The sequence below is a fragment of the Variovorax sp. V118 genome (genome assembly GCF_041154445.1).
Lineage (GTDB): Bacteria > Pseudomonadota > Gammaproteobacteria > Burkholderiales > Burkholderiaceae_C > Variovorax > Variovorax boronicumulans.
Genome location: NZ_AP028663.1, coordinates 6771117 through 6787536 on the forward strand (window position 1 = coordinate 6771117; position 16420 = coordinate 6787536).

Sequence of the window (16420 nt, forward strand, 5' to 3'; positions counted from 1 at the left end):
TCGCGCCGGGCCGCGGCGCGGTCAGGGGTGGGAGGGGCGCGACCATCAGGGCGCGATGGGATTGCCGGGCGTACCTGCTTCGCCAGCCACGACCGCTGTTTTCGCAGCGGGGGCGCGGTAGGACACGCGGGCCGCCGGCACGGGTGCGGCGGCGATCGGTGGCGATGGCTGCGGCGACGAAGCCATGGGCCGCGTGACGCCGGCCTTGGTAACGGTGACAGGGGTGGCAGCCGGTGTGCCGGCAGGCACCACCACGGCCGGCGTCGCCTGCCCAGGCGCTGCGGGCGCCGTCTCGTACGGGTTGTGCAGCACCACGCTCTTGCCGACGCCCACGCCGGTGCCGATCGGCCCGACGCCGCCCCCCACACCGACGCTGGCCGAGCCAGTGACGGCGCCGTTGTCGTGCAGCGCCACGCCCGCGCCGAGCGGGCCCCAGCCGGTGTTCAGGCCGACAGAAAAATTGCCGTCCTTCGTGGCACCGAGCCCGAGCGAGAGCCCGGGCACCAGCGGAATGCCGATGTGATAGTGCGAACAGCCGCCCACCAGAAGCAACAGCAGCAGCGCCGAGGTGGCAGCCGCTGCGCGACGAACGATGCGCGGCCGGGCGTTCACACCAGCAGCGCGTTGACGCGCCTCACGTAGGCGGCCGGGTCGGCCGGCAGGCCGCCTTCGGCCAGCAGGGCCTGGTCGAACAGGATGTTCGCGAGGTCGTCGAAATGCGCGGAGCCGTCGAGCTTCTTCACCAGCGGGTGCTCGGCGTTGACTTCGAGCACGGGCTTGAGGTCGGGCGCGGGCTGGCCGGCCTGCTTGAGCATGCGCGCGAGCTGCGTGCTCATGCCGCCGTCTTCCACCACGAGGCAGGCGGGCGAGTCGACCAGGCGCGTGGTCACGCGCACGTCTTCGGCCTTGTCCTTGAGCGCTTCCTTCAGCTTCTCGAGCAGCGGCTTGAACGACTCGGCGGCTTCCTCGGCGGCCTTCTTCTCGGCCTCGTCCTGCAGCTTGCCCAGGTCGACCGCGCCCTTGGCCACGCTCTGCAGCGGCGTGCCGTCGAACTCGTTCAGGTAGTTCAGCGCCCACTCGTCGACACGGTCAGTCATGAGCAGCACCTCGATGCCCTTCTTCTTGAAGACTTCGAGCTGCGGGCTGTTCTTGGCGGCGGCGAGGTTGTCGGCCGTGATGTAGTAGATGGCGTCCTGGCCTTCCTTCATGCGCGCCTTGTAGTCGGCGAAGCTCACGCTCGCGACGTCGCTCGTGGTGGAGGCAAAGCGCAGCAGCTTGGCGATGCGGTCGCGGTTGCCCATGTCCTCGCCCAGGCCTTCCTTCAGCACCGCGCCGAACTCGGCGTAGAACCTGGCGAACTTGCCCGATTCGTCGGCGTACTCGGCGGCAGCTTCGGCGGCGGGGGTGGTGTTCTTGTCGACCACGTCGGTCACGCCTTCGGTCGGCTCGGGGGCGGGCACCGATTCGCCCGAGCCCACGTCGACCTTGCCTTCACCGCTCTCGGGCGCGGTCTTCTGCTTCTTGGCCAGGTCTTCGAGCATCGACAGCACGCGCTTGGTGCTGCCTTCGCGGATGGCCTTCACGTCGCGGCTTTCCTGCAGCAGCTCGCGGCTCACGTTCAGCGGCAGGTCGGCCGAGTCGATCACGCCCTTCACGAAGCGCAGGTAGTTGGGCAGCAGCGCCTCGGCGTCGTCCATGATGAAGACGCGCTTGACGTACAGCTTGACGCCGGCGCTCTTGTCGCGGTTCCACAGGTCGAAGGGGGCCTTGGACGGGATGTACAGCAGCTGCGTGTACTCGGTGCTGCCTTCGACGCGGTTGTGGCTCCAGGCCAGCGGCGCTTCGAAGTCGTGGCTGATGCTCTTGTAGAACTCTTCGTACTGCTCGGCGGTGATGTCCTTCTTGGGGCGGCTCCACAGGGCGTTGGCCTTGTTCACCGTTTCCCACTCGCCGGTCTTCACCATGTCGCCGGGCTGGTCGTTCTCGCCGTCTTTCCACTCTTCCTTTTCCATCAGGATGGGCAGGGAGATGTGGTCGGAGTACTTGCCGACGATCTGCTTGAGCTTCCAGGCGTTGAGGTATTCGTCGGCGTCGTCACGCAGGTGCAGCGTGATGCTGGTGCCGCGCGCGGCGCGCGTGATGTCGGCCACCTCGAAGTCGCCGGCGCCGCCGCTCACCCAGCGCACGCCCTGGTCGGCGGGCAGGCCCGCGCGGCGCGACTCGACCGTGATCTTGTCGGCCACGATGAAGCCCGAGTAGAAGCCCACGCCGAACTGGCCGATGAGTTGCGCGTCGGCCTTCTGGTCGCCGCTCAGGCGGCTCATGAAGTCTTTGGTACCACTCTTGGCGATGGTGCCGAGGTTGTCGATGGCTTCCTGGCGCGACAGGCCGATGCCCTTGTCGGTGATGGTGAGGGTGCGCGCGGCCTTGTCGAAGGTCAGGCGCACGTCGAGGTCGGGCTGGTCTTCGTACAGCGCGGGGTGGTCGAGCGCCTCGAAGCGCAGCTTGTCGCACGCGTCGGACGCGTTCGAGATCAGCTCGCGCAGGAAGATTTCCTTGTTGGAGTACAGCGCATGCGTGACGAGGTGCAGCAGTTGCGCGACTTCAGCCTGGAACGGGAGTTTGGTATTGGAGGAATCAGCCATGGGAAAGAAAGGGATCGAAGCCAAAAAATTCTAAGGCGAGCCGCCCATGGTGGGCGGCGGCCTTGCCAACTTTATGAACTGGGGTTGTCGCGCCAAAAAACAACGAGCGCAAGGCCGCGCGAACTTTGTCACACGGGTGTCGGCTACGCGCCGCGCTTTCAGCGCGGTTGGGATTCGACTTCGCGCGTCCAGCGGTCGATGAGCCGCTTGCGCTCGGCCGCCTTGCCGTACTTCTCGAAGTCGTACTTGATGAGCTTCACGCTCTCCATCGACGGAATGCGCGGATCGGGCTTGAAGGTCTTGTTGGCCGGCGACTGCAGGCTGCCGGCCTTGGCGCCGATGGACTGGCCCGCGGGGCTCATGAGCCAGTCGTAGTAGCGCTTGGCGTTCTCCTTGTTGCGCGCGCCCTTCACGAGCGCGATGCCGCCGATCTCGAAGCCTGTGCCTTCGCAGGGCGCGGCGGTCTTCACCGGAAATTTGTCGTGCCGCCAGCGCTCGAAGCCGAAGATGAAGCTCACGCCGATCGCCACCTCGCCCTTGGCCACGTTGGGCGCCTGGGCCTGGCCGCTGCGCGTGTAGCTGGTGACGTTTTTGTGCAGCTTCTTCAGGTACTCGAACGCGGGCTCCTCGCCCATCTGCTGCACCAGCCCCGCGATGACGGTGTAGGCCGTGCCGCTGGTGGCGGGGTGCGAGATTTCGATCTCGCCCTTGTACTCGGGCTTGATGAGGTCGGCCCAGCACTTCGGCTCGGCGAGCTTCTTTTTCTTCAGCAGCTCGGTGTTGAAGCCGAAGCCCATCGCGCTGGTGTAGAAGCCGCCCACCATGTTCTGCGACATGGCGTACTGGCGCACCGACCAGTCGTGCAGGTCGTTGATGTAGGCCGGACGGTAGGGCTCGAGCAGGCCCTGCTCGGCGGCCTGCAGGAAGGGGTCGCCGGTGCCGCCCCACCAGAGGTCGGTCTTCGGGTTGGCGGCTTCGGCGCGCAGCTGCGCACCGATTTCGCCGGTGCCCTTGTGGGCCTGCTGCACCTTGATGCCGGTCTCGCGCGTGAAGGCCGTGGCGGCCGCCTCGCACCAGCCCGCGTCGGTGCTGCACAGCGCGTTGACGGTGCCCTGCGCGGCGGCCTGCGACGCCCCGAGCAGGAGCGCCGTGCCCAGGCAGGCGGTGGTCAAGGCACTCATGGTGTGTAGCGGGGCGAATGAAGGCATGCGCGGGTCTCCTCGTTGTTCGAAGGCGCAGGATAGCGCCCGTCGGCGTTCGTGGGCTCAGCGTGTCGCCAGCAGCGGCGGCAGATGCTCCACCAGCCAGTCGATCACCACGCGCGTCTTCAGCGGCAGGTAGCGACTCGGCGTGCGGATCACGTGCAGCGGAAAACCGAAGGGCTCGGGCTCGTCGAACACGCGCACCAGCGTGCCGGCCGCGAGCGCGTCGGCCGCCAGCCAGGCCGGCAGCCGCGCCAAGCCCATGCCGCCGATGGCGGCCTCCAGCAGCACCTCGGCGCTGTCGCAGCGCAGCCGCGAGGGCAGCGCGGCCTCCACCACCGCGTCGCCTTCGCGAAAGCGCCAGGGAGAGACCTGCCCGTCGCGGGCGTAGTACACGGCCTCGTGCGGCGCGACCAGCGCCGCGAGGTCGCGCGGATGGCCGCGCTCGGCCAGGTACGCGGGCGCGGCGCACAGCAGCATCCACTGCACGCCGACCGGCCGCGCCACGAGCCCCGCGCTGTCGTCGAGCTCGCCGCTGCGGATGGCCAGGTCGAGCCCTTCTTCCACGAGGTCGACGCGCCGGTCGTTGAACGCCAGCTCCAGCGACAGCTGCGGATGCTGGCGCGCCAATGCGAGCAGCAGCGGCCCGACCTTGAGCCGCCCGAGCATCGCCGGCATGCTCAGGCGCACGAGGCCGGCGGCCGTGTGGCGCGCGGCGTCGGTGAGCGCCTCGGCCGCCTCCAGCTCGGCCAGCGCGCGGCGGCAGCGCTCGTAGTAGCCGTGCCCTTCCTCGGTGAGGCTCTGGCTGCGCGTGGTGCGCAAGAAGAGGCGCGTGTCCAGCCGCGCCTCGAGCCGCGCGATGCTCTTGGCGACGGCCGAACGGGTGACGTGCAGGCGCTGCGCGGCGAGCGCGAAGCTGCCCGCCTCCACCGCCGCGACGAACTCCTCGATGCCTTGCAGGCGTTGGCTCATTGGATACTTTCAAGCACCATTCTTCGGAAAATTATCCACCACCGGATCGTTTTCATCGTCAATAGCATCGAGGCCGATCTTTTTCGATGGAGCCTTTCCGATGCAAGAACCCGACGTGCTGCGCCGCTGGCAGCTTCCCCGACTGGGCCGCGCCCACCTCGCACAGGCCGAAGCGCCGATGCCCTCGCCAGGCCCGGGCCAGATCCTCGTGCGCGTGGGCGCGGTGGCGCTCAACTACCGCGACCTGCTCATGGTGCGCGACGGCATGGGCATGGCGCTCGACCTGCCCTTCACGCCCGGCTCGGACATGGCGGGCACGGTGGTGGCCGTGGGCCCCGGCGTGCGCCGCTTTGCCGTGGGCGACCGCGTGATCAACACCTTCTGGGGCGGCTGGACCGACAGCCACTGGCATGCCGACACCACGCTGCTCGGTGGCCCCGGGCCGGGCATGCTGGCCTCGCACGTGTGCATCGATGCGAACTGGGCCGTGGCCGCGCCGGCCACGCTGAGCCTCGAGGAAGCGAGCACGTTGCCCTGCGCCGGCCTCACGGCGTGGTTCGCGCTGGTGGAAACCGGCGCCCTGCGCGCGGGCGAGACCGTGCTGGTCCACGGCACCGGCGGCGTCGCGCTGTTCGGCCTGCAGCTCGCGCGGCTGCATGGCGCGCAGGCCATCGTGGTGACGGGCAGCGCCGACAAGCAGGCTGCGGCACGCGCGCTCGGCGCCACGCACGTGCTCGCACGCGACAGCGACTGGCCCGCCGAAGTGCGCCGGCTCACGCACGGGCGCGGCGCCGACCACGTGCTCGAACTCTCCAGCGGTCCCGACCTCGACCGCTCGCTGCAGGCCGTGAAGCAGGGCGGGCGCGTGTCGATCATCGGCATGCTCGGCGGCGACACGCTGAGCGCGTCGTTCTACGCGATGGTGCTCGGCCGCGTGACGGTGCAGGGCATCGGCGTCGGCCACCGGCGCGCGCTCGAAGAGCTGGTGCGCGCGGTCGATGCGAATGCGCTCAAGCCGGTGATCGCCGCGCGCTACGGTTTCGATGCGCTGCCCGCCGCGCTCGACCATCTGGAACGCGGTGCGCTCGGCAAGGTCGTCGTGACGATGGCATGACGACGATGTGACGCGGCCTCGCCCTCGCCCGACCATTTGCAAATGCTGCAGGGCACAAATCCACAGCATTCGTGAACAGTTGCCGCTAAGCGCGCCGGTTTGCTCGACGCCTCCAATTCCCGTTCCTAGAATGCGGCCCGCGTTCGGCTCCCGCCGTGCGTGCTTTCTCAACTTCAGGATGGAGCGTTATGGAACACAGTACCTACAAAAAGTGGTCTGCAGAATTCATTGGTACTTTCTGGCTCACGCTCGGAGGCTGCGGAAGCGCAGTTCTGGCAGCGGCCTTTCCGGGCGTCGGCATCGGCCTGCTCGGCGTCTCGCTGGCCTTCGGTTTGACGGTGGTCACCGGCGCCTATGCGCTCGGTCCGATCTCGGGCGGCCACTTCAATCCGGCCGTGTCGATCGGCCTCGCCGCCGCAGGCCGCTTCAAGGCCGGGCAGCTGCCGGGCTACATCGTGTCGCAGGTGCTGGGCGCCATCGCGGCGGCCGGCGTGCTGTACCTGATCGCCACCGGCAAGCCGGGCGCGGACATCGGCGGCTTTGCCACCAACGGCTACGGCGAGCACTCGCCCGGCAAGTACGGCATGACGGCCGCACTCATCAGCGAAGTGGTGATGACCGCCGTGTTCCTGATCGTGATCCTGGGTGCCACCGCCAAGCGCGCGGCCGCCGGCTTCGCGGGCATGGCCATCGGCCTGTGCCTGACGCTGATCCACCTGGTGTCGATCCCCGTGACCAACACCTCGGTGAACCCGGCGCGCAGCACCGGCCCGGCCCTGTTCGGCCCGTCGTACGCGGTGTCGGAGCTGTGGCTGTTCTGGGTCGCCCCGATCGTGGGCGCGATCATCGGCGCGGTGATCTACCGCGCACTGCTCAGCAGCAACGACGACTGAGCTGATAAGTCCCTGGCAGCGGAATCAGCTTCCGCTGCCCGACTTCACCATCGGCAGTGAAGTCGATTGCCCGATGGGCTCGGTGCCCGTCGGGTGCGAGGCCGCATAGGCGCCGGCCTGGATATCAGACACCGGCGTCATCCCGTTGATCGCCGGCGCCGACGTCGACTGGCCAATGGGCTCCGTGCCGCTCGGACGTGCCGCCGCCATCGCGCCGGCCTGCACCTCCGGGTTCTCCGGCGAATTCAACTGCAGCGGGTGGAAGTCCGAACCGTCGGTGGTTTCGGCTGAGGCGTTGACCGTGCCCAGCGCCGCGAACGCGGTGAAGGAAGCAACGGCGAGAAGCTTGAACGAAGTGCGCATGGTGTGTTCTCCTGAGGGCAGGTTGTCTCCGGTCCGGTGCCGTCGCGCGGACCGCGCGCAGCAGGACCTGCAGCCACTCTAGGCAGCCTGACTGAGGCCAGCGTGAGCGAAGAATGAGCCGGAAGTGAGCACCGCGCGATGACTACGTCGGCAGCAGCACCCGCGCCCTCAGCCCCGGCCCGTCGTCCCTGTTGCGCAATTCGATGCGCAGGCCGTGCCGCTCGGCCGCCGTGCGCGCGATCGCCAGGCCCAGCCCGCTGCCGCCCGCCGCCGCGCCGGGCACGCGAAAGAAGCGGTCGAACACGCGCTCCAGGTCGGCCGGCGGAATGCCCGGCCCGTTGTCGAGCACATCGACCACCGCCTGCCCGTCGACGCGGTGCAGCCGCACATCGACCACCCCGCCTTCGGGCGCATAGCGCAGCGCGTTGTCGATCAGGTTGTCGAACACGCTGCGCAGCTCGGCCGCGGGCGCAGTCACCACCGCACCGGTCAGACCTTCGAAACCCACGTCGATGCGCCGCGCATCGGCCAGCACCATGCGCTGGCCCAGGCTCTCGCGCAGCAGCGCCTCGATGTCGACCCGCTCGCCCGGCGCATCCGACGGCGGCGCGTCCTGCCGCGACAGCTGCAGCAGCTGTTCGATGAGGTGCTGCGCGCGCGTCACGCCGGCTTCCAGCTGGTTGAAGCGTTCGGTGGCTTCGCCGGCCGGCACGTGTGCGCGCAGGTTCTCGATCTGCAGGCCGATGGCGGCCATCGGCGTGCGCAGCTCGTGCGCCGCGTCCTGCACGAAGCGCCGCTGCGTGGCGAAGGCGCTGCGCACGCGCGACAGCAGGTGGTTGAAGGCGCCCACCAGCGGCGTGATCTCGTCGGGCACGCGCGCCAGCGACAGCTCGGTCGGGCGGCGCTCGTCCTGCGAGGCCACGTCGCGCGCCACGCCGCGCAGCGAGCGCGACGCGGCCGACACGATGAGCCACAGCACCAGCAGCGCCGCCGGCAGCAGCAGCGCGATCGGCAGGCCCTCGAGCAGGGCGCGGCGCAGTGCGCGGCGATGGCGGTAGTCCTCGTTCTGCAGCACCTGCACGCGCGGCGCGTCGGCATGCGGCGCGGGCTCGGCCGTGAACACGCGCCAGCGCGAATGCGCGGGCCCTTCCGCGTGCACGTCGCTGAAGCCGCTGCCCGGTTGCAGTGGCACCGACAGTGCGGGCCACGAGCTCGCGCGCAAGGTGGCGCCGTCGGCACTCCACAGCTGCACCACGAAGGCGCCGCGCGAGAAGGCCGCTTCGCCGTCCATCGCGCGCGGGGTCTTGGGCGGGTCGTTGCCCGCGTACGACTCGGCCACCAGCCGCATCTGGTCGTCGAGTGCGTTGTGCACGAGGTTGCCGTAAGCGAGAAAAGAGAACCACGCCGTGAGCACCGCCGCCACCACATGCAGCGTGACCAGCCACAGCAGCAGCTGGGTGCGCAGCGAACGCGGGCGCCACCAGCGGCGGACGGCACCGGTCATGCCGCCACTCGCCAGCCCAGCCCGCGCACGTTGCGGATCGCGTCGGCGCCGAGCTTGCGGCGCATGCCGTGGATCAGCACGTCGATGGCGTTGCTGGTCACTTCGTCGCCCCAGCCGTAGATGCGGTTCTCGAGCTGCTCGCGCGAGAGGATGGCGCCGGGCCGCTCCAGCAGTGCGTGCAGCAGCGCGAACTCGCGTGCGGTGAGTGCTTCGCGCACGCCGTTCACTGCCACCTCGCGCGTCGTGAGGTCCAGCTGCAGCGCGGCGGTGCCGATCAGCGAATGCGCGGCGCCGTCGCGGCGGCGCACCACGGCGCGCATGCGCGCGAGCAGCTCGCGAAACTCGAAGGGCTTGAGCAGGTAGTCGTCGGCGCCGAGGTCCAGGCTGTGGATGCGGTCGTCCAGGCCGTCGCGCGCGGTGAGCACCAGCACGGGCGTGGCGTCGCCGCGTTCGCGCGCGCGGCGCAGCACCCCGGTGCCGTCCTGGCGGGGCAGGCCCAGGTCGAGCAGCACGCAGGTGTAGCCGCCGTCGCCGAGCGCGCTGTGCGCCAGCTCGCCGTCGCGCACCCAGTCGGCCGACCAGCCCGCGCCCTCGAGCGCCTGCTTCAGGCTGCGCCCGATCATTTCGTCGTCTTCCACCAGCAGCACGCGCATCGCGGCGACTCCTTTGCGCGCAAGGTAGCACGCGACCGGGATGATCGTCAGGGGCCCTGCGCCTCGGCGCAGCGTAGGCGCGAAGACTTAGGCGGGGCTTAGGGCCGCAGGACGCGGACGGCGTGCTGCTCGGCGTCGTAGTCCGCGGCGAAGGCCAGCAGGCGCAGCGCCTCTTCCTCCACGCCGCGCCGGTCGGCCACGGACCAGCGCGTGAAGGGTTCCAGCACCACGGTGGCCGCCTGCGTCGCGCGCTCGATCTTCCAGGTGCCCGCCACAAAGCCGTCGAGCAGCACCGTGCCGCGCACGATGCCGTTGATGGTGAAGACGCGCGCGCGGTGCGCCTCGTCGAGCACGCGGCGACGGTCGACGTGCGAGAGCAGCAGGTTGTCCCATTCGGCGACCAGGCGCGGCGGCGCGGGCGTGTCGGGGTCGGGGCGCGGCGCGCGCGGCAGGTCGAAAAGCTCCTGCCCCTCGTCGCCGGTGAACACGCGCAGCTGCGGCCTCAGCCGTTCGGCCACGGCCTTCCAGCCCGTGAGGCCCGACCACGCGCCGGCATCGGCCAGCGTCGCGGGGCCGAAGGCGGCGAGGTAGCGCAGGAGCAGGTCGTCTTGCGTGACGGTGGCGATCTCGGCGGTGGCATCGCCCAACCACGCGCCGAGCGGCTGCAGCAGCGCGTTCTGATGCGAATTCCAGCTGCCCGCCGGCGGCAGGTGGACCAGCGGCACGTTGTTGCGGATGAGCGCGGCGAGCGAGGCCGGCGCGTGGTCTTTCCAGCGCGCCGCGAGCGCCTGGCCGAGGGCGGTGCCGGTGAGCGGCCCGTCGCCGAGCAGTGCACGGCCCGCCTTCACCACGGCCGCGCGGTCGACGCCTTCGAGGGCCCGCGCATGCAGGCCCGACAGGCCGCGCTGGTGCACGGGCTCGAGCAGCGGCCGCCAGGCCCACGCGTCCGGGGCGGTCATCAGGTGCAGGGTGGCGCGCAACGTCGACATGCGCACGATGCGGCGGTTCTTCAGCGCGTCGGTCAGCTGCGCGCGGTGAAAGCCTTCGAGCCGGCTCCACAGACCGACGTAGGGCGGGTTGGGCGCCTGCGCCTGGAGGCCCGCCAGCTTCTCGATGGCCTGCACGACGCTCGCCTTGCGCCGCGCCAGCAGCATCTGCCGCGCGAGCGTGGCCCGGTTCAGCGCGCGACGGCTCAGCACCGCGGCCATGGGCGGGTCGTCAGAATTTCTCGTGCGGCGCCAGGTAGCGCCACTGGCCCACCGGCAGGTTGCCGAGCATCACCTTGCCGATGCGCACGCGCTTCAGGCCCACCACCTTCAGGCCGACCAGCTCGCACATGCGGCGGATCTGGCGCTTCTTGCCTTCGGTGAGCACGAAGCGCAGCTGCTCGGGGTTCTGCCACTCCACGCGCGCCGGCTTGAGCGCCTGGCCGTCCAGGCTCAGGCCGTGCCGCAACCGGGCCAGCATGGCGGGCGGAAACACCGCCTGCACGTTGGTGGTGACCGGGTCGTCGTCGTCCAGGCGAACCAGCTGGCCGGTGGGCGCGGGCTGGTCCAGGCCGTGGTAGGCCACGCGCACGAGGTATTCCTTGTCCATCGTCGAGTCTTCGCCGATGAGCTGGCGCGCGATGCGGCCGTCCTGCGTCATCACGAGCAGGCCGGTGGAGTCGATGTCCAGCCGCCCGCACGGCGCCAGGCCGCGCAGCTGCTGCGGGCCGAAGAAGAAGCGCGCGTTGTCTTCCGACCAGCGGTTCTGCGGCGTGAACAGCGTGACCGCCGGCTCGTGGCCGTCTTCGGCCTGCCCGCTCACGTAGCCGATGGGCTTGTTGATGAGGATCGTGACCTGGTTCGCCTGCTGTCCCTTGGCGGCCTTGTCGACCTCGATGCGGTCGTTGGGCGTGACCTTCACGCCCATCTCGGCGGGCTTGCCGTTGACGCGCACCCAGCCCTGCGCGATCCAGTCGTCCGCCTCGCGGCGCGAGCACAGGCCGAGTTCGGCCATGCGTTTGTTGAGGCGCACGGGCGCGTGGGGGGAGGTGGAGGGCTCGGTCATGGGGGGGCAAATCCTAGCAAATGCGCCCTGCGAGTATCTGGCCGTTTGCCATCGGCCGCCTGCCACGTGCGGCAAGGAACGCTTGATCGATGCGTCGCACCGGTGCTATCCTGAATCCAGGCGCAAGTTGATTGCGCCCTTTTGGGGGATTCCCAAGTGAGCATGCCAAACACACGCAAGTTTCAGTACGCCATCGTCATCGGGCGTTTCCAGCCCGTTCATTTCGGTCACCAGCGACTCATCGAAGAAGGCCTTCGCGCCGCCGATCGGGTCATCGTGGTGGTCGGCTCCGACCGCAAGCCGCGCAGCGTCAAAGACCCCTTCACCTTCGATGAACGCGAACGCATGGTGCGCGCATGCCTGCGCGGCACCGAGCAGATGCGCGTGAGCGTCGTCGGCGTCGGCGACTCGCCCTACAACGACCAGATCTGGATCGCGTCGATCCAGTCTGCCGTCGAGCGGCTGATCCAGCAGGATGGCCATGTGCCCGCGGCGCAGGCCAAGGTCGCGCTGGTGGGGCACCTGAAGGACAGCTCCAGCTACTACCTCAAGCTCTTCCCGCACTGGGAGTTCGTGGGCCAGCACAGCGTGGAAAGCCTCAACGCCACCGACGTGCGCAACCTCTATTTCGACCCCGAGAATCGCGGGCAGCTCGCGCGTGCCGACCTGCCCGACGGCACCGCCGCCTTCCTCGACAAGTTCACCGGCACCGCCGACTATGCCGAGCTCTGCGACGAGCGCGCCTTCCTCGTCGACTACCGCGACAAGTACCGCTACGCAGGCAGCGACTTTCCACCGATCTACACCACGGTCGATGCCATCGTGGTCGAGGCCGGCCACATCCTCCTGGTGCAGCGCAAGTTCCACCCCGGCAAGGGCACGTGGGCGCTGCCCGGCGGCTTCGTCGGCCAGCACGAGCGGCTGCAGGACGCGGCCATCCGCGAGCTGAAGGAAGAAACCCGCCTCAAGGTGCCCGTGCCCGTGCTCAACGGCAGCATGAAGGCCAGCCACGTGTTCGATGCGCCCGACCGCTCGCAGCGCGGCCGCACGATCACGCACTGCTTCTTCTTCGAGCTGGCCCACAACCAGTGGACGGGCCTGTCGGATGTGCGTGCCGACGACGACGCGGCCGCCGTGCGGTGGGTGCCGATTGCCGAGTTCCTCGGGATGCCGGACCGCATCTACGAAGACCACTACTTCATCGCAAACCATTTTTTGGGTGGCCTGGGCAAGAACTGAACGACCAGGCTTTGTCAGCAAGAACGGGTCCCGGTTGACGGGGCCCACGTGAAAGGAGCTTTCACATGAACCGCAACCTCACCTCCTCGCCCCTGGGCAACAACCTGTTGCTGCGCACCGACTCCTACAAGGTGTCGCACTGGATGCAGTACCCGCCCGGTACGCAGACCGTGCACAGCTACATCGAATCGCGCGGCGGGCTCTTCAGCCATTCGCTCTTCTTCGGCCTGCAGGCATACCTGCGCGAGTACCTGCAGACGCCGGTGACGCGCAGCGACGTCGAGGAGGCCGCGGCGATGATGGCCGTGCACGGCGAACCCTTCAACCGCGAAGGGTGGCTGCGGCTGATCGAGAAGCACGACGGACTGATGCCCGTGCGCATCCGCGCGGTCCCCGAGGGCAGCGTGCTGCCGGTGCACAACGTGCTCGCGACCATCGAGAACACCGACCCCGAATTCTTCTGGGTCACGAGCTTTCTCGAAACTGAACTGCTGCGCGCCATCTGGTATCCGACCACGGTGGCCACGCTCTCGGCCGCCGCACGCACCACGCTGCTGCGCTACCTCGAAGCGACCTGCGACGACCCGCAAGGCCAGATCGCGTTCAGGCTGCACGACTTCGGCGCGCGCGGCGTGTCGAGCCTGGAATCGGCGGCGCTCGGCGGCATGGCCCACCTGGTCAACTTCATGGGCACCGACACGCTGGCCGCCTTGGTGGCGGCGCGTCGTTACTACGACTGCGACGTGGCGGGCTTCTCGATTCCCGCGGCCGAGCACAGCACCATCACGGGCTGGGGCCGCGACCATGAGTCCGACGCGTACAGCAACATGGTCGACCAATTCGCCAAGCCCGGCACGACCTTCGCGGTGGTGAGCGACAGCTACGACATCTTCAATGCCTGCGCGCGCATCTGGGGCGACGAGCTCAAGGCGAAGGTGGTGGCCTCGGGCGCGACGCTGGTGGTGCGGCCCGACTCGGGCGACCCGGCCGAAACCACGCTCAAGGTGGCGCAGATCCTGGCCGAGCGCTTCGGCACCACGACGAATGCCAAGGGGTTCCGCGTGCTGAACAACGTGCGCATCATCCAGGGCGACGGCGTGACCCTCGACTCGCTGCGGCTGTGCCTCTCGAACTTCTTCCACAACGGCTTCTCGACCGAGAACATCTCCTTCGGCATGGGCGGCGGCCTGCTGCAGCAGGTCAACCGCGACACCATGCAATGGGCGATGAAGTGCTCGGCGATGCAGGTGAACGGCGAGTGGCGCGATGTCTACAAGTCGCCGGTGGGCGATGTGAACAAGGCCTCGAAGAAGGGACGGCTCGCGCTGGTGCGCAACGCCCGCGGCGAAGTACAGACGCTGCGCGAAGAAGCCCTGGCGAGCGGCCAGGTCGATCTGCTGCAAACGGTGTTCGAGAACGGACGCATCGTCGCGAACACCACCTTCGAGGCGATTCGCGAGCGGGCGGCCGCAGGCGTGAATCAGCTCGTCACGTCGCGGGCGCCGCTCTGAGGCGCTGATCCTTCCAGCACGGCGCGTGTGCATCGGCCGTGCCACATGGCATGTCCATAATCCGGCGACCAGACCGCCGAATCCATGACCAAACTCCTGATCCTCAGTGTGAGCGCCGGCAACGGCCATGTGCGCGCCGCCCAGGCGCTCGAAGCCACCCTCGCCCAGTCGTTCGCGCCGCATACCGCGGTGCATGTCGACGCCATGGCCCATGTGCCGGCGGGCTTTCGCAAGGTGTACACCGACTGGTACCTGCAGCTGGTGAACCGCGCGCCCGAGCTGTGGTCGTACCTGCACCAGCGCACCGACGTCACGCCGCACCACGCGCCCTCGCAGCGGCTGCGCCGCGGCATCGAGCGCCTGAGCACCGGGGCGCTGGTGCGCGAGATCCGCCGCGCCAAGCCCGACGCCGTGATCTGCACCCACTTCCTGCCGGCCGAACTGCTGATGCGCGAACGCAACCGGGGCCGCATCGAGTGCCCCGTGTGGCTGCAGATCACCGACTACGACCTGCACAACATGTGGCTGGTGCCGGGCATGACGGGTTACCTCGCGGCGACGGAAGAAGTCGCCTTCCGGCTGCGCGCGCGCGGCATTCCGCCCGAGCGCGTGCATGTCACGGGCATTCCGGTGATGCCGGCCTTTTCGGAGCCCGATGCGCCTGAACTCGCGCACGCGGCCTGCGCGAGTGCGCTGGGCCTGGACCCCGCACGGCCGGTGCTGCTGATGGCCTCGGGCGGTGCCGGTGTGGGCGACCTGCCGAGCATGGTCGAGCGCGTGCTGGCACTCGGCGGCGACACGCCGTTCCAGGTGATCGCGGTTGCGGGCCGCAACGCCGAGGCCCACGCCCGGCTCGAGGCGCTGTCGCAGCGCCATCCGGGCCGCGTGGTGGCCGTCGGCTTCACGAACGAGATGCACAAGATGATGGCCGCGGCCGACCTGGTCGTGACCAAGCCCGGCGGCCTCACGGTGTCGGAGTGCCTGGCGCTGGGCAAGCCGATGCTGCTGATCTCGCCGATTCCGGGACAGGAAGAACACAACGCCGGCTTCCTCATGGAAGAAAGCGCCGCCTGGCTGGCCTACGACGCCATCGGCCTGGACTACAAGGTCGCGCGCCTCATGGCCGACCCCGCCAAGCTCGCGGCCATGGCCGCGCGCAGCCGCGCCCTGGGCAAGCCGCAGGCCGCGCGCGCGGTGCTGCAGCGCGTGCTGGGCGTCAGCGAATGAGCGGCGTCGCCACGGAACAGCGGCCCGGCATCGGCCGCACGCTGGTCTACCTCGCGTGGGTCGTGACGATGGCGTTCTTCTTCGCCAACGCCGAGATCCAGATCGAAGGCGGCGCCGGCTGGGCGACCTCGCTGCCCACCTGGCGCATCGAGAACAACATCTGGCTCGACCTGTTCTGGGGCGGCCGCGCGATGACGGGGTACCACGCCTGGGTGTTCACCTTCATGATGCTCGTGTTCTTCTCGCCGCTGGCCTTCCAGGGGCGCTGGACGCTGCGCGACTGGGGGCTGGCGCTCGCGGGGCTGATCGTGTTCTGGGTCTGCGAAGACTTTTTGTGGTTTCTCATCAACCCGGCCTTCGGCTTCGAGAACTTCAACCCGACCAAGGCCTTCTGGCACAAGCACTGGCTGTGGGGCGCGCCGGTCGACTACTGGGGCGGGCTCGCGGTGGCGCTGCTGATCCTGGTGCGTCGCCACTGGCCCCGCCGCGCGCGATGAAGAAAGAAGCCGCCGACCTGCGCCCCAACCACTGGGCCGATCCGCTCGACGCCCTGCAGGTCGAGAACCTGCACCGCATCACGCCCACGCTGTACCGCAGCGCGCAGCCGCGCCGCGCCAACGTGGCGGCGCTGCAGTCGCTGGGCATCCGCACCGTCGTGAGCCTGCGTTCCTTCAACGACGACCGGAAGGTGTTTGCGGGCAGCGGCATCCGGCTGGTGCGCGTGCCGATCAACACCTGGGCCATCGACGACGCCAAGGTGCTGCGCGCGCTGGTCGCGATGCGCGAGGCCGAAAAGCAAGGGCCGGTGCTCATCCACTGCATGCACGGCGCCGACCGCACGGGCGTGGTGGCGGCCGTCTACCGCATGGCCGTGCAGGACTGGGACAAGGACAGCGCGCGCCAGGAGATGCTGCGCGGCGGCTATGGGTACCACACGCTGTGGCGCAACATCCCGCGCTACATCGAGCGGCTCGACCCGCCGCGGATGCGCCATGCGCTGGCCCATGCCCCGGTGATCCCCATGGTGTCTTGAAGGCGCCAGCAG

At 69.2% G+C, this 16420-nt stretch carries 16 protein-coding genes; 7 read left to right on the top strand and 9 right to left on the bottom strand.

The window, feature by feature from the left end:
* Positions 1-45: 45 nt before the first annotated feature.
* From ACAM52_RS31625 to ACAM52_RS31640, 4 genes are all read right to left on the bottom strand, one after another.
* Positions 46-612 (bottom strand): hypothetical protein, encoded by a 567-nt coding sequence (locus ACAM52_RS31625; RefSeq protein WP_369645495.1) that lies wholly within the window; start codon positions 610-612, stop codon positions 46-48.
* The gene (htpG, locus tag ACAM52_RS31630) at positions 609-2645 is read right to left on the bottom strand and encodes a molecular chaperone HtpG (protein WP_307637599.1); all 2037 of its coding nucleotides are present in this window, start codon (positions 2643-2645) and stop codon (positions 609-611) included. Before htpG ends, ACAM52_RS31625 begins: the two co-directional genes overlap by 4 nt.
* Positions 2646-2803: 158 nt before the next feature.
* Positions 2804-3826 carry an ABC transporter substrate-binding protein gene (locus tag ACAM52_RS31635; protein ID WP_307637733.1) on the bottom strand — a complete coding sequence of 341 codons (1023 nt, stop codon included), beginning with the start codon at positions 3824-3826 and terminating at the stop codon, positions 2804-2806.
* 84 nt (positions 3827-3910) lie between these two features.
* On the bottom strand, positions 3911-4819 hold the full coding sequence (locus ACAM52_RS31640) for a LysR substrate-binding domain-containing protein (RefSeq protein ID WP_307637600.1): 909 nt from the start codon (positions 4817-4819) through the stop codon (positions 3911-3913).
* Between the two features lie 100 nt (positions 4820-4919).
* On the opposite strand from ACAM52_RS31640, the gene ACAM52_RS31645 reads away from it, so the two are divergent.
* Positions 4920-5933 carry an NAD(P)-dependent alcohol dehydrogenase gene (locus ACAM52_RS31645; RefSeq protein ID WP_307637601.1) on the top strand — a complete coding sequence of 338 codons (1014 nt, stop codon included), beginning with the start codon at positions 4920-4922 and terminating at the stop codon, positions 5931-5933.
* A gap of 188 nt (positions 5934-6121) precedes the next feature.
* Entirely contained in the window at positions 6122-6826 is a 705-nt protein-coding gene (aqpZ, locus tag ACAM52_RS31650; protein WP_095747097.1) for an aquaporin Z, read from the top strand.
* A 24-nt stretch (positions 6827-6850) separates the two neighbouring features.
* Here aqpZ and ACAM52_RS31655 read toward each other — a convergent pair whose 3' ends face one another.
* The 5 genes from ACAM52_RS31655 to ACAM52_RS31675 all read right to left on the bottom strand — a co-directional run bounded on the left by ACAM52_RS31655 (position 6851) and on the right by ACAM52_RS31675 (position 11398).
* Entirely contained in the window at positions 6851-7189 is a 339-nt protein-coding gene (locus ACAM52_RS31655) for a hypothetical protein (RefSeq protein ID WP_307637602.1), read from the bottom strand.
* 142 nt (positions 7190-7331) lie between these two features.
* Positions 7332-8693 carry a sensor histidine kinase gene (locus tag ACAM52_RS31660; protein ID WP_369645496.1) on the bottom strand — a complete coding sequence of 454 codons (1362 nt, stop codon included), beginning with the start codon at positions 8691-8693 and terminating at the stop codon, positions 7332-7334.
* Positions 8690-9346 (bottom strand): response regulator, encoded by a 657-nt coding sequence (locus tag ACAM52_RS31665; RefSeq protein ID WP_369645497.1) that lies wholly within the window; start codon positions 9344-9346, stop codon positions 8690-8692. Before ACAM52_RS31665 ends, ACAM52_RS31660 begins: the two co-directional genes overlap by 4 nt.
* 98 nt (positions 9347-9444) lie before the next feature.
* On the bottom strand, positions 9445-10554 hold the full coding sequence (locus ACAM52_RS31670) for a winged helix DNA-binding domain-containing protein (RefSeq protein WP_369645498.1): 1110 nt from the start codon (positions 10552-10554) through the stop codon (positions 9445-9447).
* 10 nt (positions 10555-10564) lie between these two features.
* Positions 10565-11398: a pseudouridine synthase gene (locus tag ACAM52_RS31675; RefSeq protein ID WP_062480682.1), complete on the bottom strand. Its 834-nt coding sequence runs from the start codon at positions 11396-11398 to the stop codon at positions 10565-10567.
* Positions 11399-11560: 162 nt separating this feature from the next.
* On the opposite strand from ACAM52_RS31675, the gene ACAM52_RS31680 reads away from it, so the two are divergent.
* The 5 genes from ACAM52_RS31680 to ACAM52_RS31700 all read left to right on the top strand — a co-directional run bounded on the left by ACAM52_RS31680 (position 11561) and on the right by ACAM52_RS31700 (position 16408).
* A complete protein-coding gene (locus ACAM52_RS31680; protein ID WP_369645499.1) occupies positions 11561-12637 on the top strand; it encodes a bifunctional nicotinamide-nucleotide adenylyltransferase/Nudix hydroxylase in 1077 nt (358 codons plus the stop codon).
* Positions 12638-12702: 65 nt separating this feature from the next.
* The gene (locus tag ACAM52_RS31685; RefSeq protein ID WP_307581923.1) at positions 12703-14148 is read left to right on the top strand and encodes a nicotinate phosphoribosyltransferase; all 1446 of its coding nucleotides are present in this window, start codon (positions 12703-12705) and stop codon (positions 14146-14148) included.
* A gap of 84 nt (positions 14149-14232) precedes the next feature.
* Complete coding sequence (locus ACAM52_RS31690; protein ID WP_369645500.1) at positions 14233-15375, top strand: glycosyltransferase; 1143 nt, start codon at positions 14233-14235, stop codon at positions 15373-15375.
* The gene (locus ACAM52_RS31695; RefSeq protein WP_369645501.1) at positions 15372-15872 is read left to right on the top strand and encodes a hypothetical protein; all 501 of its coding nucleotides are present in this window, start codon (positions 15372-15374) and stop codon (positions 15870-15872) included. Before ACAM52_RS31690 ends, ACAM52_RS31695 begins: the two co-directional genes overlap by 4 nt.
* A complete protein-coding gene (locus ACAM52_RS31700; protein ID WP_369645502.1) occupies positions 15869-16408 on the top strand; it encodes a dual specificity protein phosphatase family protein in 540 nt (179 codons plus the stop codon). The genes ACAM52_RS31695 and ACAM52_RS31700 overlap by 4 nt, the downstream gene beginning before the upstream one ends.
* Positions 16409-16420 lie beyond the last annotated feature (12 nt).

Bases quoted from the DNA above. Each gene is read 5' to 3' on its own strand.
- htpG (WP_307637599.1), bottom strand. From the start codon at position 2,645: ATGGCTGATTCCTCCAATACCAAACTCCCGTTCCAGGCTGAAGTCGCG.
- ACAM52_RS31635 (WP_307637733.1), bottom strand. From the start codon at position 3,826: ATGAGTGCCTTGACCACCGCCTGCCTGGGCACGGCGCTCCTGCTCGGG.
- ACAM52_RS31640 (WP_307637600.1), bottom strand. From the start codon at position 4,819: ATGAGCCAACGCCTGCAAGGCATCGAGGAGTTCGTCGCGGCGGTGGAG.
- ACAM52_RS31645 (WP_307637601.1), top strand. From the start codon at position 4,920: ATGCAAGAACCCGACGTGCTGCGCCGCTGGCAGCTTCCCCGACTGGGC.
- aqpZ (WP_095747097.1), top strand. From the start codon at position 6,122: ATGGAACACAGTACCTACAAAAAGTGGTCTGCAGAATTCATTGGTACT.
- ACAM52_RS31655 (WP_307637602.1), bottom strand. From the start codon at position 7,189: ATGCGCACTTCGTTCAAGCTTCTCGCCGTTGCTTCCTTCACCGCGTTC.
- ACAM52_RS31660 (WP_369645496.1), bottom strand. From the start codon at position 8,693: ATGACCGGTGCCGTCCGCCGCTGGTGGCGCCCGCGTTCGCTGCGCACC.
- ACAM52_RS31665 (WP_369645497.1), bottom strand. From the start codon at position 9,346: ATGCGCGTGCTGCTGGTGGAAGACGACGAAATGATCGGGCGCAGCCTG.
- ACAM52_RS31670 (WP_369645498.1), bottom strand. From the start codon at position 10,554: ATGGCCGCGGTGCTGAGCCGTCGCGCGCTGAACCGGGCCACGCTCGCG.
- ACAM52_RS31675 (WP_062480682.1), bottom strand. From the start codon at position 11,398: ATGACCGAGCCCTCCACCTCCCCCCACGCGCCCGTGCGCCTCAACAAA.
- ACAM52_RS31680 (WP_369645499.1), top strand. From the start codon at position 11,561: ATGCCAAACACACGCAAGTTTCAGTACGCCATCGTCATCGGGCGTTTC.
- ACAM52_RS31685 (WP_307581923.1), top strand. From the start codon at position 12,703: ATGAACCGCAACCTCACCTCCTCGCCCCTGGGCAACAACCTGTTGCTG.
- ACAM52_RS31690 (WP_369645500.1), top strand. From the start codon at position 14,233: ATGACCAAACTCCTGATCCTCAGTGTGAGCGCCGGCAACGGCCATGTG.
- ACAM52_RS31695 (WP_369645501.1), top strand. From the start codon at position 15,372: ATGAGCGGCGTCGCCACGGAACAGCGGCCCGGCATCGGCCGCACGCTG.
- ACAM52_RS31700 (WP_369645502.1), top strand. From the start codon at position 15,869: ATGAAGAAAGAAGCCGCCGACCTGCGCCCCAACCACTGGGCCGATCCG.